The 23087-nt window shown below is 58.0% G+C and carries 26 protein-coding genes, 2 tRNA genes and 1 riboswitch; of the genes, 17 read left to right on the forward strand and 11 right to left on the reverse strand.

Going from position 1 to position 23087, the window contains the following annotated elements:
* Window positions 1-10 precede the first annotated feature (10 nt).
* The 6 genes from cmk (at window position 11) to pyrF (ending at window position 5311) form a co-directional block, all read left to right on the forward strand.
* A complete protein-coding gene (gene cmk, locus ACB039_RS07940) occupies window positions 11-703 on the forward strand; it encodes a (d)CMP kinase (protein ID WP_005327815.1) in 693 nt (230 codons plus the stop codon).
* A gap of 93 nt (window positions 704-796) precedes the next feature.
* Window positions 797-2467, forward strand: a complete 1671-nt coding sequence (gene rpsA / locus ACB039_RS07945; protein WP_005327816.1) for a 30S ribosomal protein S1 — start codon at window positions 797-799, stop codon at window positions 2465-2467.
* A gap of 92 nt (window positions 2468-2559) precedes the next feature.
* Window positions 2560-2844 carry an integration host factor subunit beta gene (gene ihfB / locus ACB039_RS07950; protein ID WP_005299934.1) on the forward strand — a complete coding sequence of 95 codons (285 nt, stop codon included), beginning with the start codon at window positions 2560-2562 and terminating at the stop codon, window positions 2842-2844.
* Window positions 2845-3000: 156 nt separating this feature from the next.
* A complete protein-coding gene (locus ACB039_RS07955; RefSeq protein ID WP_042652349.1) occupies window positions 3001-3285 on the forward strand; it encodes a LapA family protein in 285 nt (94 codons plus the stop codon).
* Between the two features lie 9 nt (window positions 3286-3294).
* Window positions 3295-4461 (forward strand): lipopolysaccharide assembly protein LapB, encoded by a 1167-nt coding sequence (gene lapB, locus ACB039_RS07960; RefSeq protein ID WP_371165433.1) that lies wholly within the window; start codon window positions 3295-3297, stop codon window positions 4459-4461.
* Between the two features lie 151 nt (window positions 4462-4612).
* Complete coding sequence (gene pyrF, locus ACB039_RS07965) at window positions 4613-5311, forward strand: orotidine-5'-phosphate decarboxylase (RefSeq protein ID WP_005327821.1); 699 nt, start codon at window positions 4613-4615, stop codon at window positions 5309-5311.
* Window positions 5312-5422: 111 nt separating this feature from the next.
* Here the strand turns inward: pyrF and rrtA are convergent, their stop codons facing one another.
* Window positions 5423-6001: a rhombosortase gene (gene rrtA / locus ACB039_RS07970; protein ID WP_232092377.1), complete on the reverse strand. Its 579-nt coding sequence runs from the start codon at window positions 5999-6001 to the stop codon at window positions 5423-5425.
* Here rrtA and ACB039_RS07975 point away from each other — a divergent pair.
* The 5 genes from ACB039_RS07975 to ACB039_RS07995 all read left to right on the forward strand — a co-directional run bounded on the left by ACB039_RS07975 (window position 5967) and on the right by ACB039_RS07995 (window position 8854).
* A complete protein-coding gene (locus ACB039_RS07975; protein ID WP_371165434.1) occupies window positions 5967-6611 on the forward strand; it encodes a tRNA-uridine aminocarboxypropyltransferase in 645 nt (214 codons plus the stop codon). The two genes, rrtA and ACB039_RS07975, sit on opposite strands and share 35 nt — an antisense overlap.
* A 28-nt stretch (window positions 6612-6639) precedes the next feature.
* Window positions 6640-7329, forward strand: coding sequence for a 7-cyano-7-deazaguanine synthase QueC (queC, locus tag ACB039_RS07980; RefSeq protein WP_041206906.1), 690 nt, complete (start codon window positions 6640-6642; stop codon window positions 7327-7329).
* 61 nt (window positions 7330-7390) lie between these two features.
* Window positions 7391-8062: a 7-carboxy-7-deazaguanine synthase QueE gene (gene queE, locus ACB039_RS07985; RefSeq protein WP_371165435.1), complete on the forward strand. Its 672-nt coding sequence runs from the start codon at window positions 7391-7393 to the stop codon at window positions 8060-8062.
* Window position 8063: 1 nt separating this feature from the next.
* The gene (locus tag ACB039_RS07990) at window positions 8064-8294 is read left to right on the forward strand and encodes a DUF3820 family protein (RefSeq protein WP_371165436.1); all 231 of its coding nucleotides are present in this window, start codon (window positions 8064-8066) and stop codon (window positions 8292-8294) included.
* Complete coding sequence (locus ACB039_RS07995; protein WP_226172594.1) at window positions 8291-8854, forward strand: cob(I)yrinic acid a,c-diamide adenosyltransferase; 564 nt, start codon at window positions 8291-8293, stop codon at window positions 8852-8854. The genes ACB039_RS07990 and ACB039_RS07995 overlap by 4 nt, the downstream gene beginning before the upstream one ends.
* 71 nt (window positions 8855-8925) lie before the next feature.
* On the opposite strand, the gene ACB039_RS08000 is transcribed toward ACB039_RS07995, so the two are convergent.
* The gene (locus ACB039_RS08000; RefSeq protein WP_025327182.1) at window positions 8926-9330 is read right to left on the reverse strand and encodes an H-NS family nucleoid-associated regulatory protein; all 405 of its coding nucleotides are present in this window, start codon (window positions 9328-9330) and stop codon (window positions 8926-8928) included.
* A 320-nt stretch (window positions 9331-9650) separates the two neighbouring features.
* Window positions 9651-9822, forward strand: a riboswitch (Lysine riboswitch).
* 85 nt (window positions 9823-9907) lie between these two features.
* Between ACB039_RS08000 and ACB039_RS08005 the strand changes: the two genes are divergently transcribed.
* On the forward strand, window positions 9908-11488 hold the full coding sequence (locus ACB039_RS08005) for a Na+/H+ antiporter NhaC family protein (protein WP_371165437.1): 1581 nt from the start codon (window positions 9908-9910) through the stop codon (window positions 11486-11488).
* Between the two features lie 87 nt (window positions 11489-11575).
* The gene (locus ACB039_RS08010) at window positions 11576-12157 is read left to right on the forward strand and encodes a thymidine kinase (protein WP_371165438.1); all 582 of its coding nucleotides are present in this window, start codon (window positions 11576-11578) and stop codon (window positions 12155-12157) included.
* Between the two features lie 54 nt (window positions 12158-12211).
* On the opposite strand, the gene ACB039_RS08015 is transcribed toward ACB039_RS08010, so the two are convergent.
* Window positions 12212-13549: a flavohemoglobin expression-modulating QEGLA motif protein gene (locus tag ACB039_RS08015; protein ID WP_371165439.1), complete on the reverse strand. Its 1338-nt coding sequence runs from the start codon at window positions 13547-13549 to the stop codon at window positions 12212-12214.
* A 159-nt stretch (window positions 13550-13708) separates the two neighbouring features.
* Between ACB039_RS08015 and ACB039_RS08020 the strand changes: the two genes are divergently transcribed.
* Together ACB039_RS08020 and ACB039_RS08025 are read left to right on the forward strand one after the other, a co-directional pair.
* Window positions 13709-14164, forward strand: a complete 456-nt coding sequence (locus tag ACB039_RS08020) for a YbjN domain-containing protein (RefSeq protein WP_171268927.1) — start codon at window positions 13709-13711, stop codon at window positions 14162-14164.
* 146 nt (window positions 14165-14310) lie between these two features.
* Window positions 14311-14398: transfer RNA gene (locus ACB039_RS08025), tRNA-Ser, on the forward strand.
* A gap of 225 nt (window positions 14399-14623) precedes the next feature.
* Here ACB039_RS08025 and katG read toward each other — a convergent pair.
* From katG to ACB039_RS08045, 4 genes are all read right to left on the reverse strand, one after another.
* Window positions 14624-16798 carry a catalase/peroxidase HPI gene (katG, locus tag ACB039_RS08030; RefSeq protein ID WP_317842479.1) on the reverse strand — a complete coding sequence of 725 codons (2175 nt, stop codon included), beginning with the start codon at window positions 16796-16798 and terminating at the stop codon, window positions 14624-14626.
* Between the two features lie 663 nt (window positions 16799-17461).
* A tRNA-His gene (locus tag ACB039_RS08035) sits at window positions 17462-17537 on the reverse strand.
* Window positions 17538-17897: 360 nt separating this feature from the next.
* A complete protein-coding gene (locus ACB039_RS08040; protein ID WP_371165440.1) occupies window positions 17898-19208 on the reverse strand; it encodes a type II toxin-antitoxin system HipA family toxin in 1311 nt (436 codons plus the stop codon).
* On the reverse strand, window positions 19208-19462 hold the full coding sequence (locus ACB039_RS08045) for a helix-turn-helix domain-containing protein (RefSeq protein ID WP_371165441.1): 255 nt from the start codon (window positions 19460-19462) through the stop codon (window positions 19208-19210). The genes ACB039_RS08040 and ACB039_RS08045 overlap by 1 nt, the downstream gene beginning before the upstream one ends.
* Window positions 19463-19965: 503 nt before the next feature.
* Between ACB039_RS08045 and ACB039_RS08050 the strand changes: the two genes are divergently transcribed.
* Window positions 19966-20214, forward strand: coding sequence for a hypothetical protein (locus ACB039_RS08050; protein WP_371165442.1), 249 nt, complete (start codon window positions 19966-19968; stop codon window positions 20212-20214).
* 480 nt (window positions 20215-20694) lie between these two features.
* Here the strand turns inward: ACB039_RS08050 and ACB039_RS08055 are convergent, their stop codons facing one another.
* The 4 genes from ACB039_RS08055 to ACB039_RS08070 form a co-directional block, all read right to left on the reverse strand.
* The gene (locus ACB039_RS08055) at window positions 20695-20946 is read right to left on the reverse strand and encodes a type II toxin-antitoxin system Phd/YefM family antitoxin (protein ID WP_371165443.1); all 252 of its coding nucleotides are present in this window, start codon (window positions 20944-20946) and stop codon (window positions 20695-20697) included.
* Window positions 20947-21024: 78 nt separating this feature from the next.
* Window positions 21025-21516, reverse strand: a complete 492-nt coding sequence (locus ACB039_RS08060) for a hypothetical protein (protein WP_371165444.1) — start codon at window positions 21514-21516, stop codon at window positions 21025-21027.
* Window positions 21517-21540: 24 nt separating this feature from the next.
* A complete protein-coding gene (locus ACB039_RS08065) occupies window positions 21541-21801 on the reverse strand; it encodes a hypothetical protein (protein ID WP_371165445.1) in 261 nt (86 codons plus the stop codon).
* A 207-nt stretch (window positions 21802-22008) separates the two neighbouring features.
* Window positions 22009-22332, reverse strand: coding sequence for a hypothetical protein (locus ACB039_RS08070; RefSeq protein WP_371165446.1), 324 nt, complete (start codon window positions 22330-22332; stop codon window positions 22009-22011).
* Between the two features lie 254 nt (window positions 22333-22586).
* On the opposite strand from ACB039_RS08070, the gene ACB039_RS08075 reads away from it, so the two are divergent.
* Window positions 22587-23039 carry an antitoxin Xre/MbcA/ParS toxin-binding domain-containing protein gene (locus tag ACB039_RS08075; RefSeq protein ID WP_371165447.1) on the forward strand — a complete coding sequence of 151 codons (453 nt, stop codon included), beginning with the start codon at window positions 22587-22589 and terminating at the stop codon, window positions 23037-23039.
* Window positions 23040-23087 lie beyond the last annotated feature (48 nt).

A 23087-nucleotide genomic window follows, 5' to 3' on the forward strand; every position in this document is an offset into this window, starting at 1 on the left:
GAGAAAGATTATGCCTCAGATGGCCCCCGTGATGACAATTGATGGCCCGAGTGGCGCCGGTAAAGGCACCCTGTGCCAGCTGTTGGCAGAGAAACTGGGTTGGCACCTGCTCGACTCCGGTGCCATCTACCGGGTACTGGCGCTGGCGGCCTTGCACCACGATGTGGAGCTCGATGCCGAAGCTGCGCTGGTGCCCCTGGCCGCCAATCTGGACGTGCAGTTCCAGGTTGACGGCGGACAGGTCAAGGTGGTGCTGGAAGGGGAGGATGTTTCCCGTACCATCCGCTCCCAGGAAGTGAGCGATGCCGCCAGCAAGGTCGCCGTCTTCCCCCGCGTGCGTGAGGCGCTGCTGCGCCGCCAGCGTGCCTTCCGTCAGTTGCCTGGTCTCATTGCCGATGGCCGTGACATGGGGACTGTGGTTTTCCCCGAGGCCGAGGTGAAGATTTTCCTCGATGCCAGCGCTGAGGAGCGGGCACAGCGCCGCTATAAGCAGTTGCAAGATAAGGGCTTTGATGTTAACTTTGAGCGTCTTTTAACCGAGATTCGGGACCGTGACGATCGCGACAGAAATCGCGCCGTTGCACCCCTGAAACCCGCGGAAGATGCGCTTGTAGTAGACTCAACGTCTATGACCATAGATGACGTACTGGCAACGGTACTCGCCTATGCGGAGCAACAACTTGGTGATGTCAGCACCAGCTGATGTCAGTCGTCTGCACCATGGATGGCGCAGATAATTTAAAACAACCCCGCTTGTGCCGGATTGCGAGTGGATGTTTCATTTGTGACACAAACAATGATCGAATCTTTTGCTCAACTCTTTGAAGAGTCCCTGAACGCCGTTGAAACCCGTCAAGGTTCCATCGTCAAGGGCACCGTCGTTGCTATCGAGAACGGTTTCGTACTGGTTGATGCCGGTCTGAAATCCGAGTCTGCCATTCCTGCTGAAGAGTTCAAGAACGCCCTGGGCGAGCTGGAAATCAACGTAGGCGACACCGTTGACGTGGCTCTGGACTCTATCGAAGATGGTTTCGGCGAAACCAAGCTGTCCCGCGAAAAAGCCAAGCGCCACGAAGCCTGGCTGCAGCTTGAGAAGGCATACGAAGAGCAAGCTACCGTTATCGGTATCATCAACGGCAAGGTCAAGGGTGGTTTCACCGTTGAGCTGAACGGCATCCGTGCCTTCCTGCCGGGTTCTCTGGTTGACGTGCGTCCGATCCGTGACACCGCTCACCTGGAAAACAAAGAACTCGAGTTCAAAGTCATCAAGCTGGACCAGAAGCGCAACAACGTTGTTGTTTCCCGTCGTGCCGTGATCGAAACCGAGAACACCTCCGAGCGCGAAAGCCTGCTGGCCAACCTGCAAGAAGGTCAAGAAGTTAAGGGTATCGTCAAGAACCTGACCGACTACGGTGCATTCGTAGATCTGGGCGGCGTTGACGGCCTGCTGCACATCACCGACATGGCGTGGAAGCGCGTTAAGCATCCTTCCGAAATCGTCAACGTTGGCGACGAGATCGCAGTCAAGGTTCTGAAGTTCGACCGCGAGCGTACCCGTGTATCCCTGGGTCTGAAGCAGCTGGGCGAAGATCCCTGGGTTGCTATCGCCAAGCGTTACCCGGAGACCACCCGTCTGTCTGGCCGCGTGACCAACCTGACCGACTACGGCTGCTTCGTTGAAATCGAAGAAGGCGTTGAAGGCCTGGTACACGTATCCGAGATGGATTGGACCAACAAGAACATCCACCCGTCCAAGGTTGTTAACGTTGGCGACGTGGTTGACGTGATGGTTCTGGACATCGACGAAGAGCGTCGTCGTATCTCCCTGGGTCTGAAGCAGTGCAAATCCAACCCGTGGCAGCTGTTTGCCGAAACTCACGCCAAGGGCGACCGTGTTTCCGGCAAGATCAAGTCCATCACTGACTTCGGTATCTTCATCGGTCTGGACGGCGGCATCGACGGCCTGGTTCACCTGTCTGACATCTCCTGGAACAACCAGGGTGAAGAAGCAGTACGTGAATTCAAGAAGGGCGACGAAATCGAAGCCGTTGTTCTGCAAGTGGACCCGGAGCGCGAGCGCATCTCCCTGGGTGTCAAGCAGATCGAAGAAGACCCGTTCAACAAGTACCTGTCTGATAACAAGAAAGGTGCTATCGTGAAGGGTAAGGTTACCGAGGTTGATGCCAAGGGTGCCGTGATCGAACTGGCTGACGGCGTGGAAGGCTACCTGCGTGCCTCCGACGCTGCTCGTGACCGTGTAGAAGACGCCACTCTGGTGCTGTCTGTTGGTGACGAAGTTGAAGCCAAATTCATGGGTGTTGATCGCAAGAACCGCACCGTAAGCCTGTCTGTCCGTGCTAAGGACGAGGCTGACGAGCGTGTTGCCATCGACAGCCTGAACCAACAAGAAGAAGTTGTGTTCAGCAATGCCATGATGGAAGCGTTCAAAGCCGCCAAGGGTGAGTAATCCTTGATGCAAGAAAAGGGCGGCTTCACGCCGCCCTTTTTTATCTTGGCATAATGAAAATTGCATGTGATCGGGGAAGGAGATTTAACCTTATGACCAAATCAGATCTCATCGAACAATTGGCTGCCAGCCGCATGCATATGCCGGCCAAAGATGTCGAAGCCGCCATCAAGGAGATCCTTGAGCAGATGGCATCGACCTTGCAAAACGGCGACCGGATTGAAATCCGTGGATTTGGAAGTTTCTCGCTGCACTATCGTGCACCCCGCGTGGGTCGCAACCCCAAGACTGGGGACAAGGTTGAACTGACCGGGAAATATGTCCCGCACTTCAAGCCCGGCAAAGAGTTACGCGAGCGCGTGAATATCATCGAATAATGCAGAAAATGGCATACCTGGGTATGCCTTTTTTATTTTTGTGACTTGGATTATGCCAATAGTCCGGTTTCTCGAAGTCTTTTCCCATTCGCTCTAGAGTCTTCCCGTGATTTTAAGGATAATCAATCTCTCATTAGCCACAGACAGGGAGCTCCTATGAAGCGTATCTTGGCCCTCATCCCCTTGGTACTGGTGTTTGTTCTGACCCTCGCCATCGGTTCGCAAAACGGTCAACAGGTGCAGTTCAATTATCTGATAGCCCAGGGTGAGTTCTCGCTCTCCATGCTACTGGGATTCTTCCTCGCCGGCGGTTTCCTGCTGGGCTGGCTGGTATTCGGTCTGCTCTTCGTGCGTCTCAAACTGCAAAACCGCACCCTCAATCGCACCATGCGTCGTCAATCCCGCGAATTGGAGCTGGCCCGGTCGACAGCCAAGGAATAATGTCCCTCGATGCTTGAACTGCTTTTCCTGCTGTTGCCGATTGCCGCTGGTTATGGCTGGTACATGGGACGCAGGAGTGTTCGCCAGGACACCCAGCAACAGAGTAACCAATTCTCCCGCCAGTATGTGGCGGGTCTCAACTATTTGCTGTCTGACGAGTCAGACAAGGCAGTGGATCTGTTCATCCAGCTGCTGGAAGTGGACAGCGAAACCATCGAAACCCATCTCTCTCTCGGCAATCTGTTTCGCCAGCGTGGCGAAGTCGATCGCGCCATCAAGATCCACCAGAACCTCGTTACCCGCCAGCTGACCCGGGAGCAGCGTCAACTCGCGCTGCAGGAGCTGGCCCGTGACTTCCTCGCCGCCGGCTTGCTGGACAGGGCCGAGGCGCTCTGGAACGAGTTGTGCGAGGACGGTGACTATGAAGAGACGGCGCTGGCGCAACTGCTCGTCATCCATCAGCAGTTGCGTGACTGGGACAAGGCCATCGAGGTCGCGGTGCGTCTGCAGAAGTTCCAGGGCAAGAAGCTGGCCGACCCCATCTCCCATTTCTACTGCGAGCAGGCAGAGAGTGCCCTGCGTGAAGGGGACAAGGCGGCGGGACGCGCCAAGTTGAAGCGGGCGCTCGGCGTCAATCCCGCCTGTGCCCGTGCCAGTCTGCGGCTGGCCGAGCTGGCCATGGAGGAAGGCAAGCATGAAGAGGCCAGCAAGGATCTGCTGCGTGTGTTCGAACAGGACATGGATTTTGCCTCCGAGGCCATGCCCAGGCTGCTCGATTGCTATCAGCAGCTTGGCCGCACTCAGGAGCTGATCCCGCTGCTGGAGAAGGCGGTGGAGGATCATGCCGGTGTCAGCGTGACCCTGGCCCTGGCCAATCTGGTGGAGGCGCGCGACGGCTTGAGCCAGGCTCGCGCCCTGGTGCTGCGCCAGCTGCGGCGCCACCCCTCTATGAAGGGGTTTTACCAGCTGGTGGGCTTCCAGCTGGCGAGCGCCGAGGAGGGGCCCGCCAAGGAGAGTCTGGAGCTGCTGCAGCAGCTGGTCGACGAGCAGATCAAGATAAAATCGACCCACAAGTGCCGCCAGTGCGGCTTTGCCACCCATTCGCTGTTCTGGCAGTGTCCCTCCTGCCGGCAGTGGGGCTCCATCAAGCCTATCCGTGGCCTGGATGGTGAATAGCCCTTAGTGACAAAAAGTCCGCCCCCGCGCGTCTCGAGCGTGGGCGGCAAGCCGAAGCAGGCGCAAACCCGAGTGAGCAAGATGCCAGACTGCGACCGGCTCGCCGGCCGTGTCGAGACTGGATGTGGCATAACAACCCATAGGAAGTGACATGCAAGACCCCAAAGTACTGGTCGCGCTGGATTATCAGCACGAAGCCGATGCCTTCGCCTTCATTGGACAGATCTCCCCGGCCGAGTGCCGCCTCAAGGTGGGCAAGGAGATGTTTACCCTGTTTGGCCCCCAGTTCGTGCGCCAGCTGGTGGCCAAGGGCTTTGACGTGTTCCTGGATCTGAAGTTTCACGACATTCCCAACACGGTTGCCAAGGCGGTAGCCGCGAGTGCCGAGCTGGGGGTATGGATGGTGAACGTCCATGCCAGCGGCGGCGAGCGCATGATGCGCGCGGCCAGAGAGGCGCTGCTGCCCTATGGTGACAAGGCCCCCCTGCTGATAGGGGTGACCGTGTTGACCAGCATGGAGCAGTCCGACATGGCGCCTCTGGGTCTGGATGTGAGCCCGGCCGAGCAGGTGATCCGGTTGGCAACCCTCGCCAAGACGGCAGGGTTGGACGGCGTGGTCTGCTCCGCCGAGGAAGCCAGTGCGTTGAAAACCTTGCTCGGCTCTGACTTCAAGCTGGTGACTCCGGGCATTCGCCCGAGCGGAGCCGCTGCTGGGGATCAACGCCGGGTCATGACGCCGCTGGCGGCGGTGGAGGCGGGAGCCGACTATCTGGTGATTGGGCGCCCCATTACCCAGGCGGCGGATCCGGCCGCCGTGCTGGGGGCGATCAACGCCGAGCTCTGCCGATAAGGGGCCGACCTCTGAATGACAACAGGCCGGATTTCAGATCCGGCCTGTTGCGTTTTGATGGGTAGCTGAGCGCTGCTGCTAATGAGTGGCAGCCCTAAACCGCAGGGGATATCAGGACTTGACGGTCTGCACACCCAGGCCGATGGGGAAGAGGCCGAGCAGCAGGCCGGCGGCCGAGCCGATGAGGTGAGACTCTATGTGCACCCTGGCGCCAATGAGAGCAGAGACAGGGCTCTCTCCCGCACTGTAAAAATCCAGCCCGAGCTTGATGACGATGCCAAGCAGCATGAGCCAGCCCGAGTAGCGACGATAGCGGATATCCTGCATGGCCCCCCACACGAACAAGCCGTGCAGCAGGCCGGAGAGCCCCATGTACCATTGGGTCTGCGGGCACCACCACCAGATCCCGAGCCCGACGGCCGTCCCCAGCAGCAGGAGCAGCACGGGCAGGCGCCAGCCAGTCAGGTATTCACGAAACAGGCTGTAGAGCACCGCAAGTCCGCTCAGGTTGAGCAGCAGGTGCCATCCGTTGGTGTGGGCCAGATTGCCTGTTATGATGCGCCACCCTTCGCCTTGGGCGATCAGGTCGCGATCGAAGGAGAGCTGGTGGTTCGGTACGGTGAAGAAGAGCAAGGCAGTGACGAGCGAAAGCGTGATGACCCAGAGCAGACCCGATTTTTCTGACAACATGAAACAACCCAACGACAAAGAGAGCCGATACTGTACACGCTGTGCCCGAGCCCTCAAAGCCTGCCTGTGTGAATATATCCAACAGGTGCCCCACCTCGCACCGCTCCATATCCTGCAGCACCCCAACGAGGTCGCCCACCCCAAGGGAACGGCCGCCCTGTTGGCCGCCTCCCTCAGCCATGCCCGCATTCACGTGGGGGAGAACTTCGCCGATGCCGACTGGCTCAATGCCCTGCTCGCCGACCCCAAGGTGCAGTGCTATCTGCTGTGGCCCGATAATGAGGCTCTGACCCTGGCGCAGGTGCGCGAGGGTAGGGGGCAAGACAGAGAGGTGCACTTCATCCTGCTCGATGGCACTTGGCGCAAGGCCTATCGCATGTTGCACAGCAACCCGGCCCTGCTGGGGTTGCCGAGGATCACCCTCGGTGCCATGGCGGGGCAATATTCCATTCGCAAGAAGCCGTTTCCCGAGGCGCTGTCGACCCTGGAGGCGGGCTACCATCTGTTATCCCAGTGGGAAGGGGAGCCCGAGCGCTTCGCCCCGTTGATGAACCTCTTTACCGAGTTGAACCGGCAGTGGCATGACTTTGCCCAAGGTCGCCGCGCTTGAATCTGAATTGCAAACAGGAGTGATGAACGTGAAAAAAGCCGTCGTGGTATTCAGTGGTGGTCAGGACAGTACCACCTGCCTGGTACAGGCCCTGGCCCTCTATGATGAAGTGCACGCCATCACCTTCGACTATGGCCAGCGTCATCGGGAGGAGATCGAGACTGCTCGCCGCCTGGCCGGGCAGCTCGGGATTGCCGCCCACAAGGTGATGGATGTGACCATGCTGGGTGAGCTGGCCGTCTCGGCCCTGACTCGGGATGACATCCCGGTCAGCGGTGAGCTGCAGGACAACGGCCTGCCCAACACCTTCGTGCCGGGCCGCAACATATTGTTTCTGACTCTGGCGGCCATCTATGCCTATCAGGTCGGCGCCGACACCCTGATCACCGGGGTGTGCGAGACCGACTTCTCCGGTTATCCCGATTGCCGCGACGACTTCGTCAAGGCCCTCAATCAGGCGGTGTCGCTGGGGCTGGATCGTGCCATTCGCTTCGAGACCCCCCTGATGTGGCTCGACAAGGCGGAAACCTGGGCGCTGGCGGATCACTATGGCCATCTCGAGACGGTGCGCCAACAGACGCTCACCTGCTACAACGGCATTCAGGGGGATGGCTGTGGCACTTGCCCCGCCTGCGAGCTGCGAAGCCGCGGTCTGAATCAGTATCTGGCCGACAGGGTTGGCGTCATGGCCCGCTTGCACAAGAAAACCGGATTGTGAGCCTGTCTCTTCCCCGGGTTTGGGGTATAATCCGCGCCTTTTGCAGCAAGCCGTGACCGAGATGCACTACCCAATCAACGAGATCTTCCAGACCATCCAGGGGGAGGGCGTCTTCACCGGCGTGCCCGCCATCTTCGTTCGCCTGCAAGGCTGCCCTGTGGGCTGCCCCTGGTGCGACACCCGCCATACCTGGGTGGTGGATCCTGCTCGTGAGGTGGGCAGTCGCGAGGTGCTCGACCGCTCCAACGAGTCCGATGGCTGGAGCAAGATGAGTACGGAGGAGATCCTGGGGAGCTTCGAGACCCTGGGTTACCGGGCGCGCCATGTGGTGTTGACCGGTGGCGAGCCCTGTCTCTACGACCTGTACGAACTCTCGTCGGCCCTGCTGGCGGCGGGATATCAGGTGCAGATCGAAACCAGTGGGACCAGCGAGATCCTGACCCACGCACAGACCTGGGTCACCGTCTCCCCCAAGATCGGCATGAAGGGGGGCTTACCTGTGCTGGTATCGGCTCTGGAGAGGGCCAACGAGATCAAGCATCCGGTGGCCACCGAGCGCCACATCGAGGAGCTCGATGCCCTGCTGGCCACGGCCAGCCTGCGTCCCGACGTGGTGATCGCATTGCAGCCCATCAGTCAGAAGCCCAGGGCCACCGAGCTGGCCATGGCCACCTGCATCGCCCGTAATTGGCGGCTCTCCATCCAGACCCATAAATATCTGAATATCGATTGATATGGACAGACTCTCCGATGAGCGGGTATTGCTCACCCTGGCGGGCAAGATGCCCTACGGTAAATATCAGGGGCGACGCATCATAGATATTCCAGAGCCCTATCTGGTATGGATGGCGCGCAGCGGTTTTCCGACTGGTGCGCTGGGCCAAACCCTGGCACTGGCGTACGAGATAAAACTCAATGGACTGGAGTCCATGATTATTCCCATTATTAACAGGATGTCAGAATGAGAATATATACCCGGCAAGGGGACAAGGGCCTCACGCGGCTGGCTGATGGCTCCTCCCTTGCAAAAGATGACCGGCGGGTCGAGACCTATGGCGCCATTGACGAGCTCAATTCCCAGATAGGACTGCTGATGGCCGAAATACCCGAGAATGAGCCGGCATTATTGGCTCAACTCATATTGCTGCAGCAGGAGCTGTTTGATTTGGGCGGAGAGCTGGCGTTTTCCAGCGAGGCGCAGAATGCCTCTCTGTGGCAGGTCAATGAGGCCTGGACGGCGCGGCTGGAGCAACAGATTGACGCCTACAGCGTCCAGTTGCCGGTATTGCGCAATTTCATTCTGCCGAGCGGATCACGAGCGGCGGCGCAGGCCCATGTGGTGCGTACCTTGACCCGTCGCTGTGAGCGGTTGCTGCTCGGCTTGAGCCGGGAAGAGCAGGTGAACCCTGCGATCCTGCCCTATCTGAATCGGCTAAGTGACTGGTTTTTCACGGTGGCCAGATACTTGCTGGTCTCTGCCGGTACCCCGGAAGTGCTCTGGGTCAAGGCGGCAGACAGGCGCTGAGGTGCCCGGCATGGAAACAATAAAAAACCTCGCATGGCGAGGTTTTTTATTGGGCGGGACAGTGCTTCAGATCAGATGGCAAAGTCTTCCACGGATTTGCCTTCGGCCACGGCCTTGGCAATGGCGGAGGGCATGCGGCCCTGGCCGGTCCAGGTTTTTTCCACGCCATTGTCCAGATAACGATATTTGGCGGGGCGGGGAGCGCGTTTGCCTTTGCTGGCCTTGGTGCTTTCGGTGGCAACTGTGCCCACCAATTCAGCAGGATCTATCCCTGCGGCTTTCAACATTTCGGCGTATTCGGCAATTTTCTTCTGATGTTCTTCACGGGCCTGGCGTTCGGCAGATTCATCCTGCTGGCGCTCGGCGACCACTTCGGACAATTTCTGCAGTCCCTCTTCCAGTTGCTCCAGGGACAAATCGCGGCAGGCTGCGCGCAGACTACGGATATTCAGCAGAATTTTCAAAAATTCGTTCATATTGGCTACCACGCGAGCAGAAATATTAATGGGAAGGGCTGGTTTTTCGATAATTTATAGGGGGGTTTGGCATCAAGTCAAGTCTGCCAAAATAATTAATTAGGCAGATAAATAAAGTCCGGCAATTATTCACGACGCCCGGTTTATTCTCTTTGCAGCGGGCTCATTTCCGAATGAGTACTGAGTAGATGAAAATATCGACCATATCGTATTTTATGAACCATTTGACTACCATTTTTCCGCTTTTCGCCACACAAGCCTTGAAATTTAATCAAAAAACTTGCTATCACCCGGTGGCTCGATAAAATGTGCCGCGAATACCTTTAAGTAGAGGCGCGCTGCCTATGAGTAACCGAGCGGAGGGTGATGCCTGCGATGCTCGATGAAAGGAGTCGGCGCCGAAGTGACCAGGCCATCATACCGGGTTGCTGGTTCTGCATCGAACAGGTGCAGGACTGCCATAGTCATCCACTATGGAGCGCTACCTGAAGGGGCTGAGGAGTATGCCCGCCCTGGGTTTTGTTTCTTTGATCCTCTCGGTAGATCTCCACCTGTTGTCTTTAGGTGCAAAGAGATCATGGACATCGTTCATTACGCCGACTCCGGTTGGTCCGTCGTTCCCCCCTTGTTGGCCGTCGCCCTTGCGATCATCACCCGCCGCGTCCTGGTGTCGCTGGGGGTTGGTATTGTGGCCGGCAGTCTGCTGCTCAACCAGTTTTCCCCCCTCGATTCCCTGCATTACATGCTGAACACCGTGCTCAAGATCTTCTGGGTCGACGGTGCGCTCAACCGGGACAACGTCAACATGATCCTGTTCATGTTGCTGCTGGGGGGCCTCATCAGCCTGATGAGTGTCTCCGGGGCGACCCGGGCCTTCGCCGAGTGGGCGGCGCGCCGCGCCAAGACCCGCAAGGGGGCCAAGGCCCTCACCGGCATGATGGTCTTCGCCTTCTTCATCGACGACTTCTTCCACAGCCTGTCGGTGGGGGCCATCTGCCGTCCGGTCACCGATCGCTTCCAGATCTCCCGTGCCAAGCTGGCCTATCTGCTGGACTCCACCGCGGCGCCGGTCTGCGTGCTGATGCCCATCTCCTCCTGGGGCGCGTACATCATCGCCCTGGTGGGCGGCATAATGGCGGCCCACGGCCTGACCGATCAGAGCCCCATCTCCGCCTTCGTCGAGATGATCCCGATGAACCTCTATGCGGTCTTCACCCTGATCATGGTGCTGGTGGTGATCGCCTTCCAGCTCGACATCGGCTCCATGCGTCAACACGAGCAGTGGGCGCTGGAAGGCAAGCTGTGGGATGAGTCCAAGGGCCGTCCCATCGGGCTGGACATGGAGTCTCCGGAGGAGAGCAATGGCGGCATGATCGACATGGTGCTGCCGATCCTGACCCTGACCCTGGCAACCGTCTACTTCATGATAGATTCCGGCGCCGCCGTGCTGGCCGACAAAGGCCTGCCGTTCAGCGTGCTCGGCTCGTTCGAGAACACCAACGTCGGCTCCTCCCTGGTCTATGGCGCCCTGTGCAGCCTGGTGGTCTCCATCGGTCTGGCCATGCGCCTCAAGCTGGGTGCCAAGAACTGGATGAAGGCGGCCCCCCAGGGGATCATGGCCATGCTGCCCGCCATCAACATACTGCTGTTCGCCTGGACCATAGGTGCCGTGGTGCGCGACGTAGAGACCGGCAAGTACCTGGCCTCCCTGGCCAACGGCAACCTGCCGATCGAGGTGCTGCCGGCTGTGGTCTTCATCCTCTCCTGCGCCATGGCGTTCGCCACTGGCACCAGCTGGGGCACCTTCGGCATCATGCTGCCGCTGGCCGGTGACATGGCGGCTGCCAGCGACATCAGCCTGATGCTGCCGATGCTGGCCGCCGTGCTGGCGGGCTCGGTGTTCGGTGATCACAGCTCGCCCATCTCCAGCACCAGCATACTGTCGGCCACCGGCGCCGGCTGCCATCACATCGATCACGTGATGACCCAGCTGCCTTATGCGCTGGCCATCGCCTTCGGTGCCGCCCTCGGTTACCTGGTGATGGGGATGATGCACTCTGTGCTGGCAGGCTTCACGGTCAGCGCGCTCTGGTTCCTGATCTTCTCCGGTTACCATTTGCGCAAGGCTCGGGTGCAGCGCGCCCTGGCCGTCGCATAATAGAGAACAAGGGGCCCACGGGCCCCTTGGTTTTGGCAGGGGCTTTGGTTAGCATGCCCCCCATCAATCCCGTTTCGGAACCCCATCATGGCTTCACTGCACTACAAATTTGCCACCATGAACTCGGGCAAGTCGACCCAGCTCATCCAGGCCCACTTCAACTATCTGGAGCGTGGCATGTATCCGCTGGCCATGACCCCCGCCATCGACGATCGCTTCGGTCCGGGGATCATCAGCGCCAGGGTCGGGCTGGAGCTGAAGGTGGAGGTCTTCAGCGACAGCTGCGATCTGTTCGAGATGGTCAAGGCGCGCCACGCCGAGCGTCAGATCGATGTGTTCATCGTCGACGAGGCCCAGTTCTTGACCCGCGAGCAGGTGTATCAGCTCGCCCGCATCGTCGATGAGCAGGACATTCCGGTGATCGCCTACGGTCTCAAGACCGACTTTCGCGGCGAGTTGTTCCCCGGCTCCTACCACCTGCTCTGCCTGGCGGACAAGTTCGAGGAGCTCAAAAGCATCTGCTGGTGCGGCAACAAGGCGCACATGAACTCTCGCGTCAACGAGGCGGGACAGGTGATGCGCGATGGTGAGCAGGTGGAGATAGGGGGCAACGACCGCTATGTGTCGCTCTGCCGCAAGCACTATCTGGAAGGACGGGCTTACAGGTAAGCCACAGCATGAAGAAGGGCGCCTCAGGGGCGCCCTTTTTTGTCGACGAAGGGTTCAGTCTATCTCTATGTCCACCGGCGCTATGATGGGGTCGGCCACCGGCAGGCGGTGGAACAGCTGGCGAAAATGCTGCTGTACCCGGCCTATGTCCACCAGGGACATGCCGGAGGCGAAGCCGAACCAGACATAGAGACCGGTGAGATCGCGAAACATGGGGGGCAGGTAGCGGGGGGCATCGATCAGCCCCTCCAGATAGTGCTGATAGAGCACGGGGATGTCATCCAGGGTCACCTTGCCGACGAACAGCATGGGCAGGATCTCCGGCACCCCCTCCAGCACGGCGCTGCGGATGAAGTTGACCGTCTCCACATAGCCTCTCACGTAGGAGAGATCCTTGGTGAAGCAGGCGCCTCCCTCGACCATGCCGCCGCGAAACACCCGCTGGGTGATCTTGTAGGCATCGTGCTCGCTGGCCCCCTTCTCGACGAAGTGGCGGAACACCTCGATGAAGTCAGCGCCGCGCTCCGCCATGTCGATGGCCATCACCCTATCCGAGATGCGCTTGGCCCTGTCCGGAAAGGAGCTGAAGGTGAGGGTCTCGATGAGCACAGCCAGCCCCTCCTGGCAGGCGGTGATGCGCGGCGAGCCGGCCCCCAGCCAGGTGGCATAGGATTGCTGGCGGCCGTTGAGGGTGGTGCCGACGTGCACCCAGCCCTCGTGCACTTCCAATACCTGCAAGTCCAGCTCGGAGAAGCGGGCGTGGGAGCTGAGCTTGATGTAATCCCCCCCGGCGGCGGCATCGGAAACGATGCCATCGCTCAGCTTGACCTGCACTGTGCCGTCGCTGAAGTAGTTCGACAGCTTGCCCTGCAACCTGGCCACCGCCGCTTCACCTTCGAACTCCTTGGGGTAGGGGCGCACCAGATGGCGGGCACCGGGCAGGGAGAAGATGTCGCACAGCCGGGCACCCAGCTCTTTCAGGGTCTTGCGATCCCCGCGCAGGTGATCGCTCGCCGAGCCGTAGAGCAACTGGCTGTAGCGTTGAAAGTCCGGCTGCCCGCGCTGGCGCAGCATCTCGATGACCACCATGTACTGATCCACCGTCTCTTGCAGGATCCGGCCGAGATCATCCTGCGGCCCCAGCTTTCTGCGGATCCTGTCCCTCAGCTCCTTGAGCTCCAGGTATTTGTTGCGGGGATCGAAATCGAGGGGGAGGGCCTGATAGAAGTCGGCATCGATGGCGGGCAGCACGCGTCCGCCCTTGGCGAGAAACTCGGTCTGCAGGTGGCGGGGCCACTTGATGGCATCCAGGATGCGAATGGGTTTTTGCAGGGCGAGCAGTTCATCCGAGAGGGATTTGAGGTGCAGGCGATACTTTTCTTGGATGGTCATCGGGCCTTCTGTGGAGGCGAGTGTGGTGCGAGAATGGCTGAGTATATGCATAGCGCTTGCCAAAAAGAAGCGAGACCAGGGGTGATCCCACCTGTGCGCTTTTGGTTGTCGGAAAATTGGTTTAGACTGCGCCCCTTGATCCTTATTGTGTTCGTGAAAATGATGAATATCCCCAGCTCTGAAATGATAATGCGTTGGCTGCAGCAGGCTCGGATCGAGCACTATGTGTGCGATCAGTGCCACGGCATCCACATGGTCTCCCTGCAGTCCGTCGAGGGCATCCAGGAGAGCCGGATCTTCGTGGAAGAGGAAGGGTTGCTGTTTTCATCCGAACTGGAGGTGCGCCCCTCATCCCTGCTGCCCCTGGTGGCCGAGCTGGGTCGTCTCAACATGCAATACCCGTCCCTCAAGGTGTTCCTCGACATCATAGATGACAACCTGCCGCGCCTCGTCGTGGGCCATACCGTCTTTACCAAGGCCGGTCTCTCCGTCGAGCAGTTCTTGCTGTTTGTCGAAAGCACCACGTCGGCGACCCATGAAGTGGTTTCCGAATGTGAACGCCTCGGCTTCCTCAATCTGCCGGAGATCCAGGTCGCACCGGAATCTGTGCACTGAGTTGCGCGTTTAATGTGCGAACGGTTCGCAGCAGCCAAAAAGCCGTTGACGCCGGCGGGGCTTTCCCCTAAATTACGCCCCGTTCCGGCGCAACAGTGCAGAACATCACGTGGAGATTGAACACGTTAAACAGCGGTCGAAAATTTGGTGAGGTGTCCGAGTGGCTGAAGGAGCACGCCTGGAAAGTGTGTATACGGCAACGTATCGAGGGTTCGAATCCCTCCCTCACCGCCAAATAAAGTTAAAGGGCCTGTCGCAAGACAGGCCCTTTGACTTTATCCGCTGATGGGCGGCTCGGTTCTGACTCAGGCTCGACAAGGGGCAGGGCAGTCTGGGTCAATCCAGACCCGCCGCCAATATAAAAACCCGACCTTATGGTCGGGTTTCTGTTTTGTGGTGCCCGGTCATCCCTCACGCATGTCCCTTGAAGCAGGCCAGGCGACATGCAGGGGATGCGGGTCAGGCGAGATCGAAGCGATCCAGGTTCATCACCTTGGCCCAGGCCGCCACGAAGTCCTTCACAAACTTCTCTTTCCCGTCCGCACTGGCATAGACCTCCGCCAGGGCCCGCAACTGGGAGTTCGAGCCGAACACCAGATCGACGCGGGTACCGGTCCACTTGACCTTGCCTGTCTTGCGATCACTCCCCTCGTAGATGCCCTTGGCTCCTGCTGCCGGTTTCCACTCCGTGCCCATGTCGAGCAGGTTGACGAAGAAGTCGTTGGAGAGGGAGCCGGGGGTAGAGGTAAAGACCCCGTGGCAGTTGCCGACGTTGGTGCCGAGCATCCGCATGCCGCCCACCAGCACCGTCATCTCGGGGGCACTCAGGGTGAGCAACTGCGCCTTGTCGATCAGCATGGTCTCCGCGAAGGCGGCGCACTCGCCCCCGTAGTTGCGGAACCCGTCGGCGAGGGGCTCGAGCACAGCGAAGGAGCCCACATCCGTCTGGGCCTGGGAGGCGTCCATGCGACCCGGCGTGAAGGGCACAGTCACTGTGACCCCCGCCAGTTTGGCCGCCTGTTCGACACCGACGCCGCCGGCCAGCACGATCAGATCGGCGAGGGATACCCGTTTGCCGCCGGTGGCCGAGGCGTTGAACCCCTGCTGGATCCCTTCGAGGGTCTTGAGCACCTTGGCCAGCTGTGCCGGTTGGTTGGCTGCCCAATCCTTCTGCGGGGCCAGGCGGATGCGGGCACCGTTGGCGCCGCCGCGTTTGTCAGAGCCGCGGAAGGTGGATGCCGAAGCCCAGGCAGTGGATGCCAGCTCGGCGACGGTCAGGGAGGCCGCCAGGATCTTCTCCTTGAGGGCGGCTACGTCCTTGTCATCGACCAGGGGGTGATTGACGGCGGGGATGGGGTCCTGCCAGATCAGCTCTTCCTTGGGCACTTCTGGCCCCAGGTAGCGTGCGATGGGGCCCATGTCCCTGTGGGTCAGCTTGTACCAGGCGCGGGCAAAGGCATCGGCGAAGGCCTGGGGGTCCTCGTAGAAGTGGCGGGAGATCTTGCCAAACTCGGGGTCAAAGCGCAGGGTCAGGTCGGTGGTCAGCATGGTCGGCTTGTGGAACTTGCCCGGGATATGCGCATCGGGAATGATCTCGGGCGCATCCTTGGCCACCCACTGCTTGGCGCCCGCCGGTGACTTGGTCAGTTCCCACTCGAAGTTGAACAGGTTCTCGAAGAAGTTGTTGCTCCAAAGGGCAGGGGTCTTGGTCCAGGTCACCTCGAGGCCGCTCGAGACGGTGTCCTTGCCGTGGCCGCTGCCGTAGTCGCTCATCCAGCCTAGGCCCTGGGCTTCGAGGGGGGCCGCTTCCGGCTCGGGCCCCTTGTGGGATTCGGGGGCGGCGCCGTGGGCCTTGCCGAAGGTGTGGCCACCGGCAATGAGGGCGACCGTCTCTTCATCATTCATGGCCATGCGGCCGAAGGTGGAGCGGATGTCCTTGGCCGCCTCCATGTAGTCACCGCTGGCATTGGGGCCTTCGGGGTTGACGTAGATGAGGCCCATGTGGGTGGCGCCAAAGGGGGCCGCGAGCTCGCGGTCGCCCTTGACCCGGTCGGGGTCGACCCCGAGCCAGGCGATCTCGTCACCCCAGTTGACGTCCTGATCCGACTCCCACACATCCGGGCGGCCGCCACCAAATCCGAAGGTTCTAAAGCCCATGGACTCCAGCGCGACGTTGCCGGCGAGGATCAGCAGATCGGCCCAGGAGATCTTGTTGCCGTACTTCTGCTTGATGGGCCACAGAAGGCGACGGGACTTGTCGATATTGACGTTGTCGGGCCAGCTGTTGAGGGGAGCGAAGCGTTGCTGGCCGCGGCCACCGCCGCCACGGCCATCCGTGATGCGATAGGTGCCTGCGGCGTGCCAGGTCATGCGGATGAACTGGGGACCATAGTGGCCGAAGTCCGCCGGCCACCACTCCTGGGAGTCGGTCATCAGCTTGACCAGATCTTTCTTGAGTGCCTTGTAGTCGAGGCTGTTGAATGCCTCGGCATAGTTGAAATCGTTGTCCATGGGATCGGAGCTGGGGGAATGCTGGTGCAGCAGATCCAGCCGCAACTGGTTCGGCCACCAATCACGATTGGTTCTGCCTACGCCGGCGGTGTGGTTGAAGGGGCATTTGCTTTCTTCACTCATCTCAGTCTCTCCTTGGAGGGCATGTACATTGCTGACACTTAGTATGGGAAGATTTCCACTGCGCTGTGTGAGGTCATGGCAGGAGAACCGTCTGCAGTTGATCGGGCCATTATCAATAATCCCTTTATTTTCAATTCATTGCGTTATTGTGCAGTGAGTGGATTACGAAAAGATGAATCACGACCATCTAGTTTAACAATCTATTTACGTTCTGCCCGTCTTCCCCTCGCTTCAGGAGAGGCGGCAGCTTGTGATGCCGCTGCCTGGGCGCAAGTGGCTGCGCGCCCTTCATGAGAGAAGTAGGCAAGGGACCTGCCTGGTTTTTATCCATATCACGGCCATCGACATTGAAGCTTGCGCTGTGTCATGGGGAGCAGGGATACATCGGGAGCCGTTATGACCCCACTCATTTCTGTGATCTGGTCAGGCGACGTGACAAAGCTGGCGGGCTGGCGTGACGCTGACTGACCAGCAAAGAGACAGGCGTGAGGGAGCCTGGGCAAGTATAAAAGAGGAAGCGGAGCGCTCGGCGCAGATGGTGGGTCTGGGGCACAGGCACAAAAAAACCGGCGCAAGGCCGGTTTTGATGAGGGCATCAGATGCCCGGTTCATGGCAAGTCAGGCTTGCCCCTGTCGGCTTGATTCAGCACTAACAGGTAATAATGGGGTGGCTGATGGGGCTCGAACCCACGACAACCGGAATCACAATCCGGGACTCTACCAACTGAGCTACAGCCACCACTGAAATCTGCCTTCGATGTCGCTCTTCAAAGGAAGAGTCACATCAATGGCGCGCCCTGCAGGATTCGAACCTGCGACCCACGGCTTAGAAGGCCGTACCTGTTAATATAGTTAAAATGTCATCAGAATACGTCAAGCACCAAATAAATATAACGATTTAAAATCAACGATTTATGACCGTGATGTCGGTCTAGGTTAGCTGAGGGAATTTTATGTTGCCAAAATAGGCATTTCAGGTTTCTGCATTTTTAGTTGTTTTTTTGATCTAAAATCGATCATTCAGTCACTCACGCGCAAAAAAAACGAGCCTCGTTAGAGGCTCGTCATGGGGGCAAGGGGTATTTGTCATATTGGTTAATTATCGTTCTAAGCGTCGGACTCTCGAACTGAGTCCACCCAAAATTGAATCAGCAATCTCAGTGGGAAATGTATCAGGCAATTGCTGACGAACGGTTGATATTAACTCATCCAGATTATCCGTCAGCTCGCTGATTATTTTTTCCATCTGCGCTTGTTCAAAACCAATCGCCTTGGCCGTCTGATAAAAATGGCGAGGAAATATCTGCTCTATCGCGTATTTTTTGCCCTTGGTTGCAGCAAGCCCCATGGCCAACTTGGCATCACGGGGATGTAATCCTTTACCACCAAATGCAGGATACATGGAAAGGATGTCGTAAAACGGTGTAAGCCGGAAACGCCCTTCCGGTTCGATAAACACCGAGAAATTCTTGGCATGGCCGTCAGTGGCAGCCAGCAACCAGAACAACACCTGAGACTTCATAAACAGGTACCGATCCTGCTCCGGCGTGGCCGATCCCAGCAGGGTTGTCATGATGTCAGCAATGCCCGGTCCACCATGGCTCTCGTACTTACGTGCTGACGGTACATTCAACACCTGGCAGAAGTCCTCTTGGGGCAGGCGCATGATCCAACTGCGATCCGTGGCGTAGCGCCGATCGAAGCGTTCCACCGCCAGAGCCTTGACCTTGCCGACCTGCATGATGAAGCAATGGGGAACCGGAAGGCCCAATGCTTTGGCGATCAGGGTGCAGAGATACTCGTTTTCTACGCTCTGGGAGAGGTCTATCGAGTAGGAGTGGCTTTCGATCTTGCCAATGGGCAGCTTGATAATGTGGGTGGTTGGGGTCGCTGCATGCGGTAAGCACCAACGGTTGTCGAGGTAGAGTAACGCAGTCTTTTCCTGAGCCCCGGCGATGGATATCCGAAAATCGTCCTCTTCCCTGACCATACCAAGCGGGATCCCTTGCTGGTAGCTGGTCAGGATCTGCTCCAGTTCGGTGTCAGAGAGCGGCTTGCACTCAATGCGCTTAACGTCTGGCACAGGTCTGCCCTGAGCCACCAGTTGCAATGCCCCCACGCTGTCCTGGCCAATGCAACTGAGCAGATCAAAGGGTTGGGTGGAATCGGCTTGATAGCGCGCCACCACCCGGTTTCTTACTTCCGGGTTATCTGGCAGCAGATTATCGAAGAAGTTATAGGCCTCATCGCCCTGGTAGCGCTGCTGGCGTAATGGCATGGAGAGCGAGATGGGGCGGCTGCCTGGCAACTTCACCCACGATTTATCGTACTGAAATTGGTGAGCACCATTGGTTGCCTTGGTAAAGGTACCTACCCGGTATCCGTTCATGTAGACCGTCAGGCTGGCCATTACCACTCCTCCTTCCAGCTAGGCGCGGTGTTTTCCGCAGGATCGGTGCGGGGCCTGATATCGAGGGAGAGTTCCAGTGCGGCGAGGATCTTGAACAAGGTCTCCAGCTTGGTTGACTCAGGATTGAGCTCGAAGCTGGACACCGTGTCCTGCCTGATCCCCACCTTACCGGCCACTTTGCCTTGGGAGAGCTTTTGCGAAAGCCTGGCATCCTTGAGACAGGCACTAAGCTGCTTGGCGCTGGTTACTTTCATGATTCGACTTACCTGGTAGCGTAATTTCTTTTAATTTACACGCTATGGCAGGTATATCAATATTTACCTGTTTTGGGCGGTAAATGTTTTTTCACACGCTAAAGGCGGTATTTGACCTTGATCCTCAGGCATGGGTGTCGCACTCTCGATTCAAGGGGCCATTAAAACAAGGTGTAACGAGATTCAACAGGAGTGCACTGGGGTAGGCGCAACAAAAGCCAAGGTAGCGATGGTGCGTCGGTTGATCGTCTCTGTCAGTGAGCCCATGATTGTTGCGATCGCTTCACGAGAGCTCATAGGCTCGCACCCGCGTTCGCGTCTTTAAATACCTTCTTGAATTAATGAGCACGAAATTTTGCCAATCTGGCCGAGGTTTTTCGGGAAAATTTGCAAATGCAGTGATGGTGTCATACCAAGCAGCCACCTCCATTGACGATCTAAACTGGACAGGTCCCCAGCGTTATCGAAAACGGGGGTTGCGCAACCAACAAGGTAACTCTGACATGTTGAAACCCATTCTGGTACAGCTCCGAGAGGCCTTGGCCGAACTGCCCTACTTCACCCATATCGACAACCAGCATGACTACGAAAGTGCGCTGGCACTGATAGATGAGCTGGTGGACGACTACGATAACAACGTCCAGCTGATAGACCTGCTGGCGGCCAGCATTGAGCGCTGGGAGGATAATGCTGAAGAGTTTGCCGAGTTTAACCGGCGGGTGGCGGCCATCCCTGCGTCATCATCGACATGAACCACCAGGCTACCGTCTTGCCGCTGGGCGCAGCCTGCCCCACGAAGTCCGAGCACGACCACCAGCTGCTGGTGGCCGGGTGCTCATCACCGAGGAGAGAGTAATGGCCAAGCGTTTTGCCACCCTGCGAGCGGCATTGCCGGTCGAGGCTCAGGAGCGGGCCGTCGCGAGAATGCGGGATTTTAGTCAGAATGTTTATCGTAGCACGAGGCGCTGTAACCGAAGTGTGGTAGGGATTCCTATGGTAATCCCCCAGGGCGGGGGTGTGAGTGTTTTTTGATCAATCAAATAGGTTTGACCCCACGATCTGACTATGATTTTGTGTGCTCTTTTTTGGAGCCATGTGATGTCAGTTGATGCCCTCTTTACCTGGATTTTCAGTTTTGGAATCACTGCGAACGAAAACTCAACATCAGCCTGCAATTCATCCATTTAGCGTTTCTGGTTCCCCTGTTCAGGTGATCGTGAACAGATTCTAAATCATAGGTCCTCCAGGTTGACGCTGACGAACTCCGACCGTTTGACTCGCTCATCGACAATACGGTTCAGCTCGGCATCTTCGGCCAGTTCCAGATAGTAGGCGTAGAGCTCGGGCGGCACACAATAGAATGCGGGCTCGTTACAATAGAGGATGGCGACGGCGTCGCCTTTTCCCTCTTTGATGGTCCCCATTGGATTGCGTCTGAGCTCTGTGATACTGGCAGTGGTGGCTGCCAGGATTTGGTAACTCATGATGATGTCCTCGGCATAGAGCTCCCCATTATGGAATACCTTAATAGATACTCAACTCGACGATTGTCACAGTATCAATCAGCGCCCATGTTGCGCTTTCCACGCGATAAACTCCGAGGGCCGTAAACTATTGCGTGCCAGAACGCCTTCATGCAACCTTCGTAACTCTTCAACAATCAGTGCCTGTACGGCCGATCGCTCTTGCTGCGGGACGTTCTCTGACACCGCTTGTTCAATGGTGCTGAGTGGATCAAGTTGTAGCGACGTGACGACTCCGTGGACAGTCTGTTTGATAAGATCCCGCCATGCTAGGCGAAGTGGATCAGGTTCAGTGAGATCCCGCTGGATGGCGAGATATTCTTGGGTTGAACGTTCATAAGCCCACACGTACAGGTCGCGTAGCAGTTCGATGCGGGTCATTTCGTATACACCGAGGGTGGCGTGGCTGTAGGCCTGTTCTGGTACATCGAGGAAGGTGAGCGGGCAGAGGTTGCCACGAAACAGGGGGAGATTCGTTGCCAGGCGGGAAGTGCTTTTATTGATGTCGGCAAAAGGTTGTAGGTAGGGCAAGTGCACCATCATGAAAAACGATTGTTAAAACGGATCGTGGATCTGATTGGCTTTGCTCAGAACCTCGTCCAGCACCTCTTCGATTTGTTGTGCCGTGGATAATGGGCGATAGATACTTTTGCCGATGTCGACAGCATGTTGGCGAATGCGCCCCTCATCGGCAGGGTTGGGTAGCAAGTTTTCCGCCAAGGCGCTGTGTAAGTTCAATAGGGTGTAGCGGTTAAACTCGGCACAGTCGATGTTTTCGACCAGTAACTCGATCGCGGTTTTATGGTTCAGGATCATCTGCGTTTCGATGGTTCTCTTACCCGGCGCAGCCTTGCCGCGCTCGATAAGTTAGCGGGTGTCTAGCCTGCTGTAGGTATTACCTTCCAGGCGACTCGACGCCCATGATAAGTCGATCAACAAGCGGTTCAGGATCGCTCGACTGTATGTGCCGGCAGGCTGATCGATGTCTGTGGTCTTGCCCATGTTGTGTAACTGACGGCGCAGTTATTCGGACAGGTAACAGGTTTCGTTGGGATGATATGTCTGCAAGAAATCATGCTGATAGCCCACGGGCTTGCGGGCCGGGAGGGGCTGGTCGGTATAGGCAAGGATATCCAGGCTGTCAGCAGAGAGTGGGATGAATGCGGGGAAACTGTCCACCTTGGCTATCCGGGGCTCGGTATGGCTCTCGGAGTCAGCATGATAGCGGCGAGCCCGTCCTTCGCCTTGGGCTGTGATATGGCCGCTTTCAATCAGCTTAGCTATCAGGCGCTGTGCGGTTCGTCTAGCAATGTTCGGCTGGTGGCCCAGCAGTTCAGCCAGCGTCAATCTGCTTTCAGATCCCCTGATAGTCTCTAGTAGGTCTGTGGCCACTGGCATCGTGTTTGTTGGCGCGTTTTTCATACATATGGCGCCATTTTGGCGCAGTTAACTAAACTGCGCCAGTTTTAGTGGCAAGTTTGGCGCAGTTTTGCGGTGGCTTCATATGTTAACATTTGGGGGTTGAAAGAGTCCTTCATCGTTGATGGTATGGTTTAGATGGGCTAGTTTAAAGGCGCAATGACACAAGGAGCCGCTTCGCCATGTCCTACGCTGCTTATCGTTCTGTTCGCCAGATCCACCAACCGAAGGGGCTGATGGTCTCGCTGGCCTTGCCCAAGGATCTTGTGGGGGCGCATCATCTCATTGTGGCTGGAATGGCTCCCTCCATTGTCAATGAACTGGCTGCGTTGCTGGGCTGCGACGTCAAGATAGTCTGTCAGCTGGTCGGCATTGACCGCTCGACGGTGACACGCAAGCGCACTGCGGCGGCCCTGCTGTCCCACGCTCAGAGTGCCCGTATCTATTCATTCGTTAGCGTGATGGAGGCAGCGGAGTCGCTGTTCGAGGGGGACAGGGGGAAGGCGCTTGAGTGGTTGAACAAACCTGCCCGGGCGCTGGGAGGAAACCCTCCTGCTACTTTCCTGACGACCGCTGTCGGAGCTCAGGCAGTTATCGATCTCATCGGTCAGATTGAGCATGGCGTCGTCGTTTGATGGCGACCTATCTCGCTGAAGGCGTTACCGCTCGACGGCGGTGCCCAG

Origin of the sequence: Aeromonas sp. S2(2024) (genome assembly GCF_041402505.1) — a bacterium.
Taxonomy (GTDB): Bacteria; Pseudomonadota; Gammaproteobacteria; order Enterobacterales; family Aeromonadaceae; genus Aeromonas; species Aeromonas media.

Excerpts from the sequence above, each read along its gene's own strand:
- ACB039_RS08065 (WP_371165445.1), bottom strand. The coding sequence starts at position 21,801 with ATGATCCTGAACCATAAAACCGCGATCGAGTTACTGGTCGAAAACATC.
- ACB039_RS08005 (WP_371165437.1), top strand. The coding sequence starts at position 9,908 with ATGGACATCGTTCATTACGCCGACTCCGGTTGGTCCGTCGTTCCCCCC.
- ACB039_RS08050 (WP_371165442.1), top strand. The coding sequence starts at position 19,966 with ATGTTGAAACCCATTCTGGTACAGCTCCGAGAGGCCTTGGCCGAACTG.
- katG (WP_317842479.1), bottom strand. The coding sequence starts at position 16,798 with ATGAGTGAAGAAAGCAAATGCCCCTTCAACCACACCGCCGGCGTAGGC.
- queE (WP_371165435.1), top strand. The coding sequence starts at position 7,391 with ATGCACTACCCAATCAACGAGATCTTCCAGACCATCCAGGGGGAGGGC.
- pyrF (WP_005327821.1), top strand. The coding sequence starts at position 4,613 with ATGCAAGACCCCAAAGTACTGGTCGCGCTGGATTATCAGCACGAAGCC.
- ACB039_RS08075 (WP_371165447.1), top strand. The coding sequence starts at position 22,587 with ATGTCCTACGCTGCTTATCGTTCTGTTCGCCAGATCCACCAACCGAAG.
- ACB039_RS08015 (WP_371165439.1), bottom strand. The coding sequence starts at position 13,549 with ATGACCATCCAAGAAAAGTATCGCCTGCACCTCAAATCCCTCTCGGAT.
- ACB039_RS08045 (WP_371165441.1), bottom strand. The coding sequence starts at position 19,462 with ATGAAAGTAACCAGCGCCAAGCAGCTTAGTGCCTGTCTCAAGGATGCC.
- lapB (WP_371165433.1), top strand. The coding sequence starts at position 3,295 with ATGCTTGAACTGCTTTTCCTGCTGTTGCCGATTGCCGCTGGTTATGGC.
- ACB039_RS08020 (WP_171268927.1), top strand. The coding sequence starts at position 13,709 with ATGATGAATATCCCCAGCTCTGAAATGATAATGCGTTGGCTGCAGCAG.
- ihfB (WP_005299934.1), top strand. The coding sequence starts at position 2,560 with ATGACCAAATCAGATCTCATCGAACAATTGGCTGCCAGCCGCATGCAT.
- ACB039_RS07990 (WP_371165436.1), top strand. The coding sequence starts at position 8,064 with ATGGACAGACTCTCCGATGAGCGGGTATTGCTCACCCTGGCGGGCAAG.
- ACB039_RS08040 (WP_371165440.1), bottom strand. The coding sequence starts at position 19,208 with ATGGCCAGCCTGACGGTCTACATGAACGGATACCGGGTAGGTACCTTT.
- cmk (WP_005327815.1), top strand. The coding sequence starts at position 11 with ATGCCTCAGATGGCCCCCGTGATGACAATTGATGGCCCGAGTGGCGCC.
- rpsA (WP_005327816.1), top strand. The coding sequence starts at position 797 with ATGATCGAATCTTTTGCTCAACTCTTTGAAGAGTCCCTGAACGCCGTT.
- ACB039_RS07955 (WP_042652349.1), top strand. The coding sequence starts at position 3,001 with ATGAAGCGTATCTTGGCCCTCATCCCCTTGGTACTGGTGTTTGTTCTG.
- ACB039_RS07975 (WP_371165434.1), top strand. The coding sequence starts at position 5,967 with ATGACCCAGAGCAGACCCGATTTTTCTGACAACATGAAACAACCCAAC.
- ACB039_RS08000 (WP_025327182.1), bottom strand. The coding sequence starts at position 9,330 with ATGAACGAATTTTTGAAAATTCTGCTGAATATCCGTAGTCTGCGCGCA.
- ACB039_RS08010 (WP_371165438.1), top strand. The coding sequence starts at position 11,576 with ATGGCTTCACTGCACTACAAATTTGCCACCATGAACTCGGGCAAGTCG.
- ACB039_RS07995 (WP_226172594.1), top strand. The coding sequence starts at position 8,291 with ATGAGAATATATACCCGGCAAGGGGACAAGGGCCTCACGCGGCTGGCT.
- ACB039_RS08055 (WP_371165443.1), bottom strand. The coding sequence starts at position 20,946 with ATGAGTTACCAAATCCTGGCAGCCACCACTGCCAGTATCACAGAGCTC.
- rrtA (WP_232092377.1), bottom strand. The coding sequence starts at position 6,001 with ATGTTGTCAGAAAAATCGGGTCTGCTCTGGGTCATCACGCTTTCGCTC.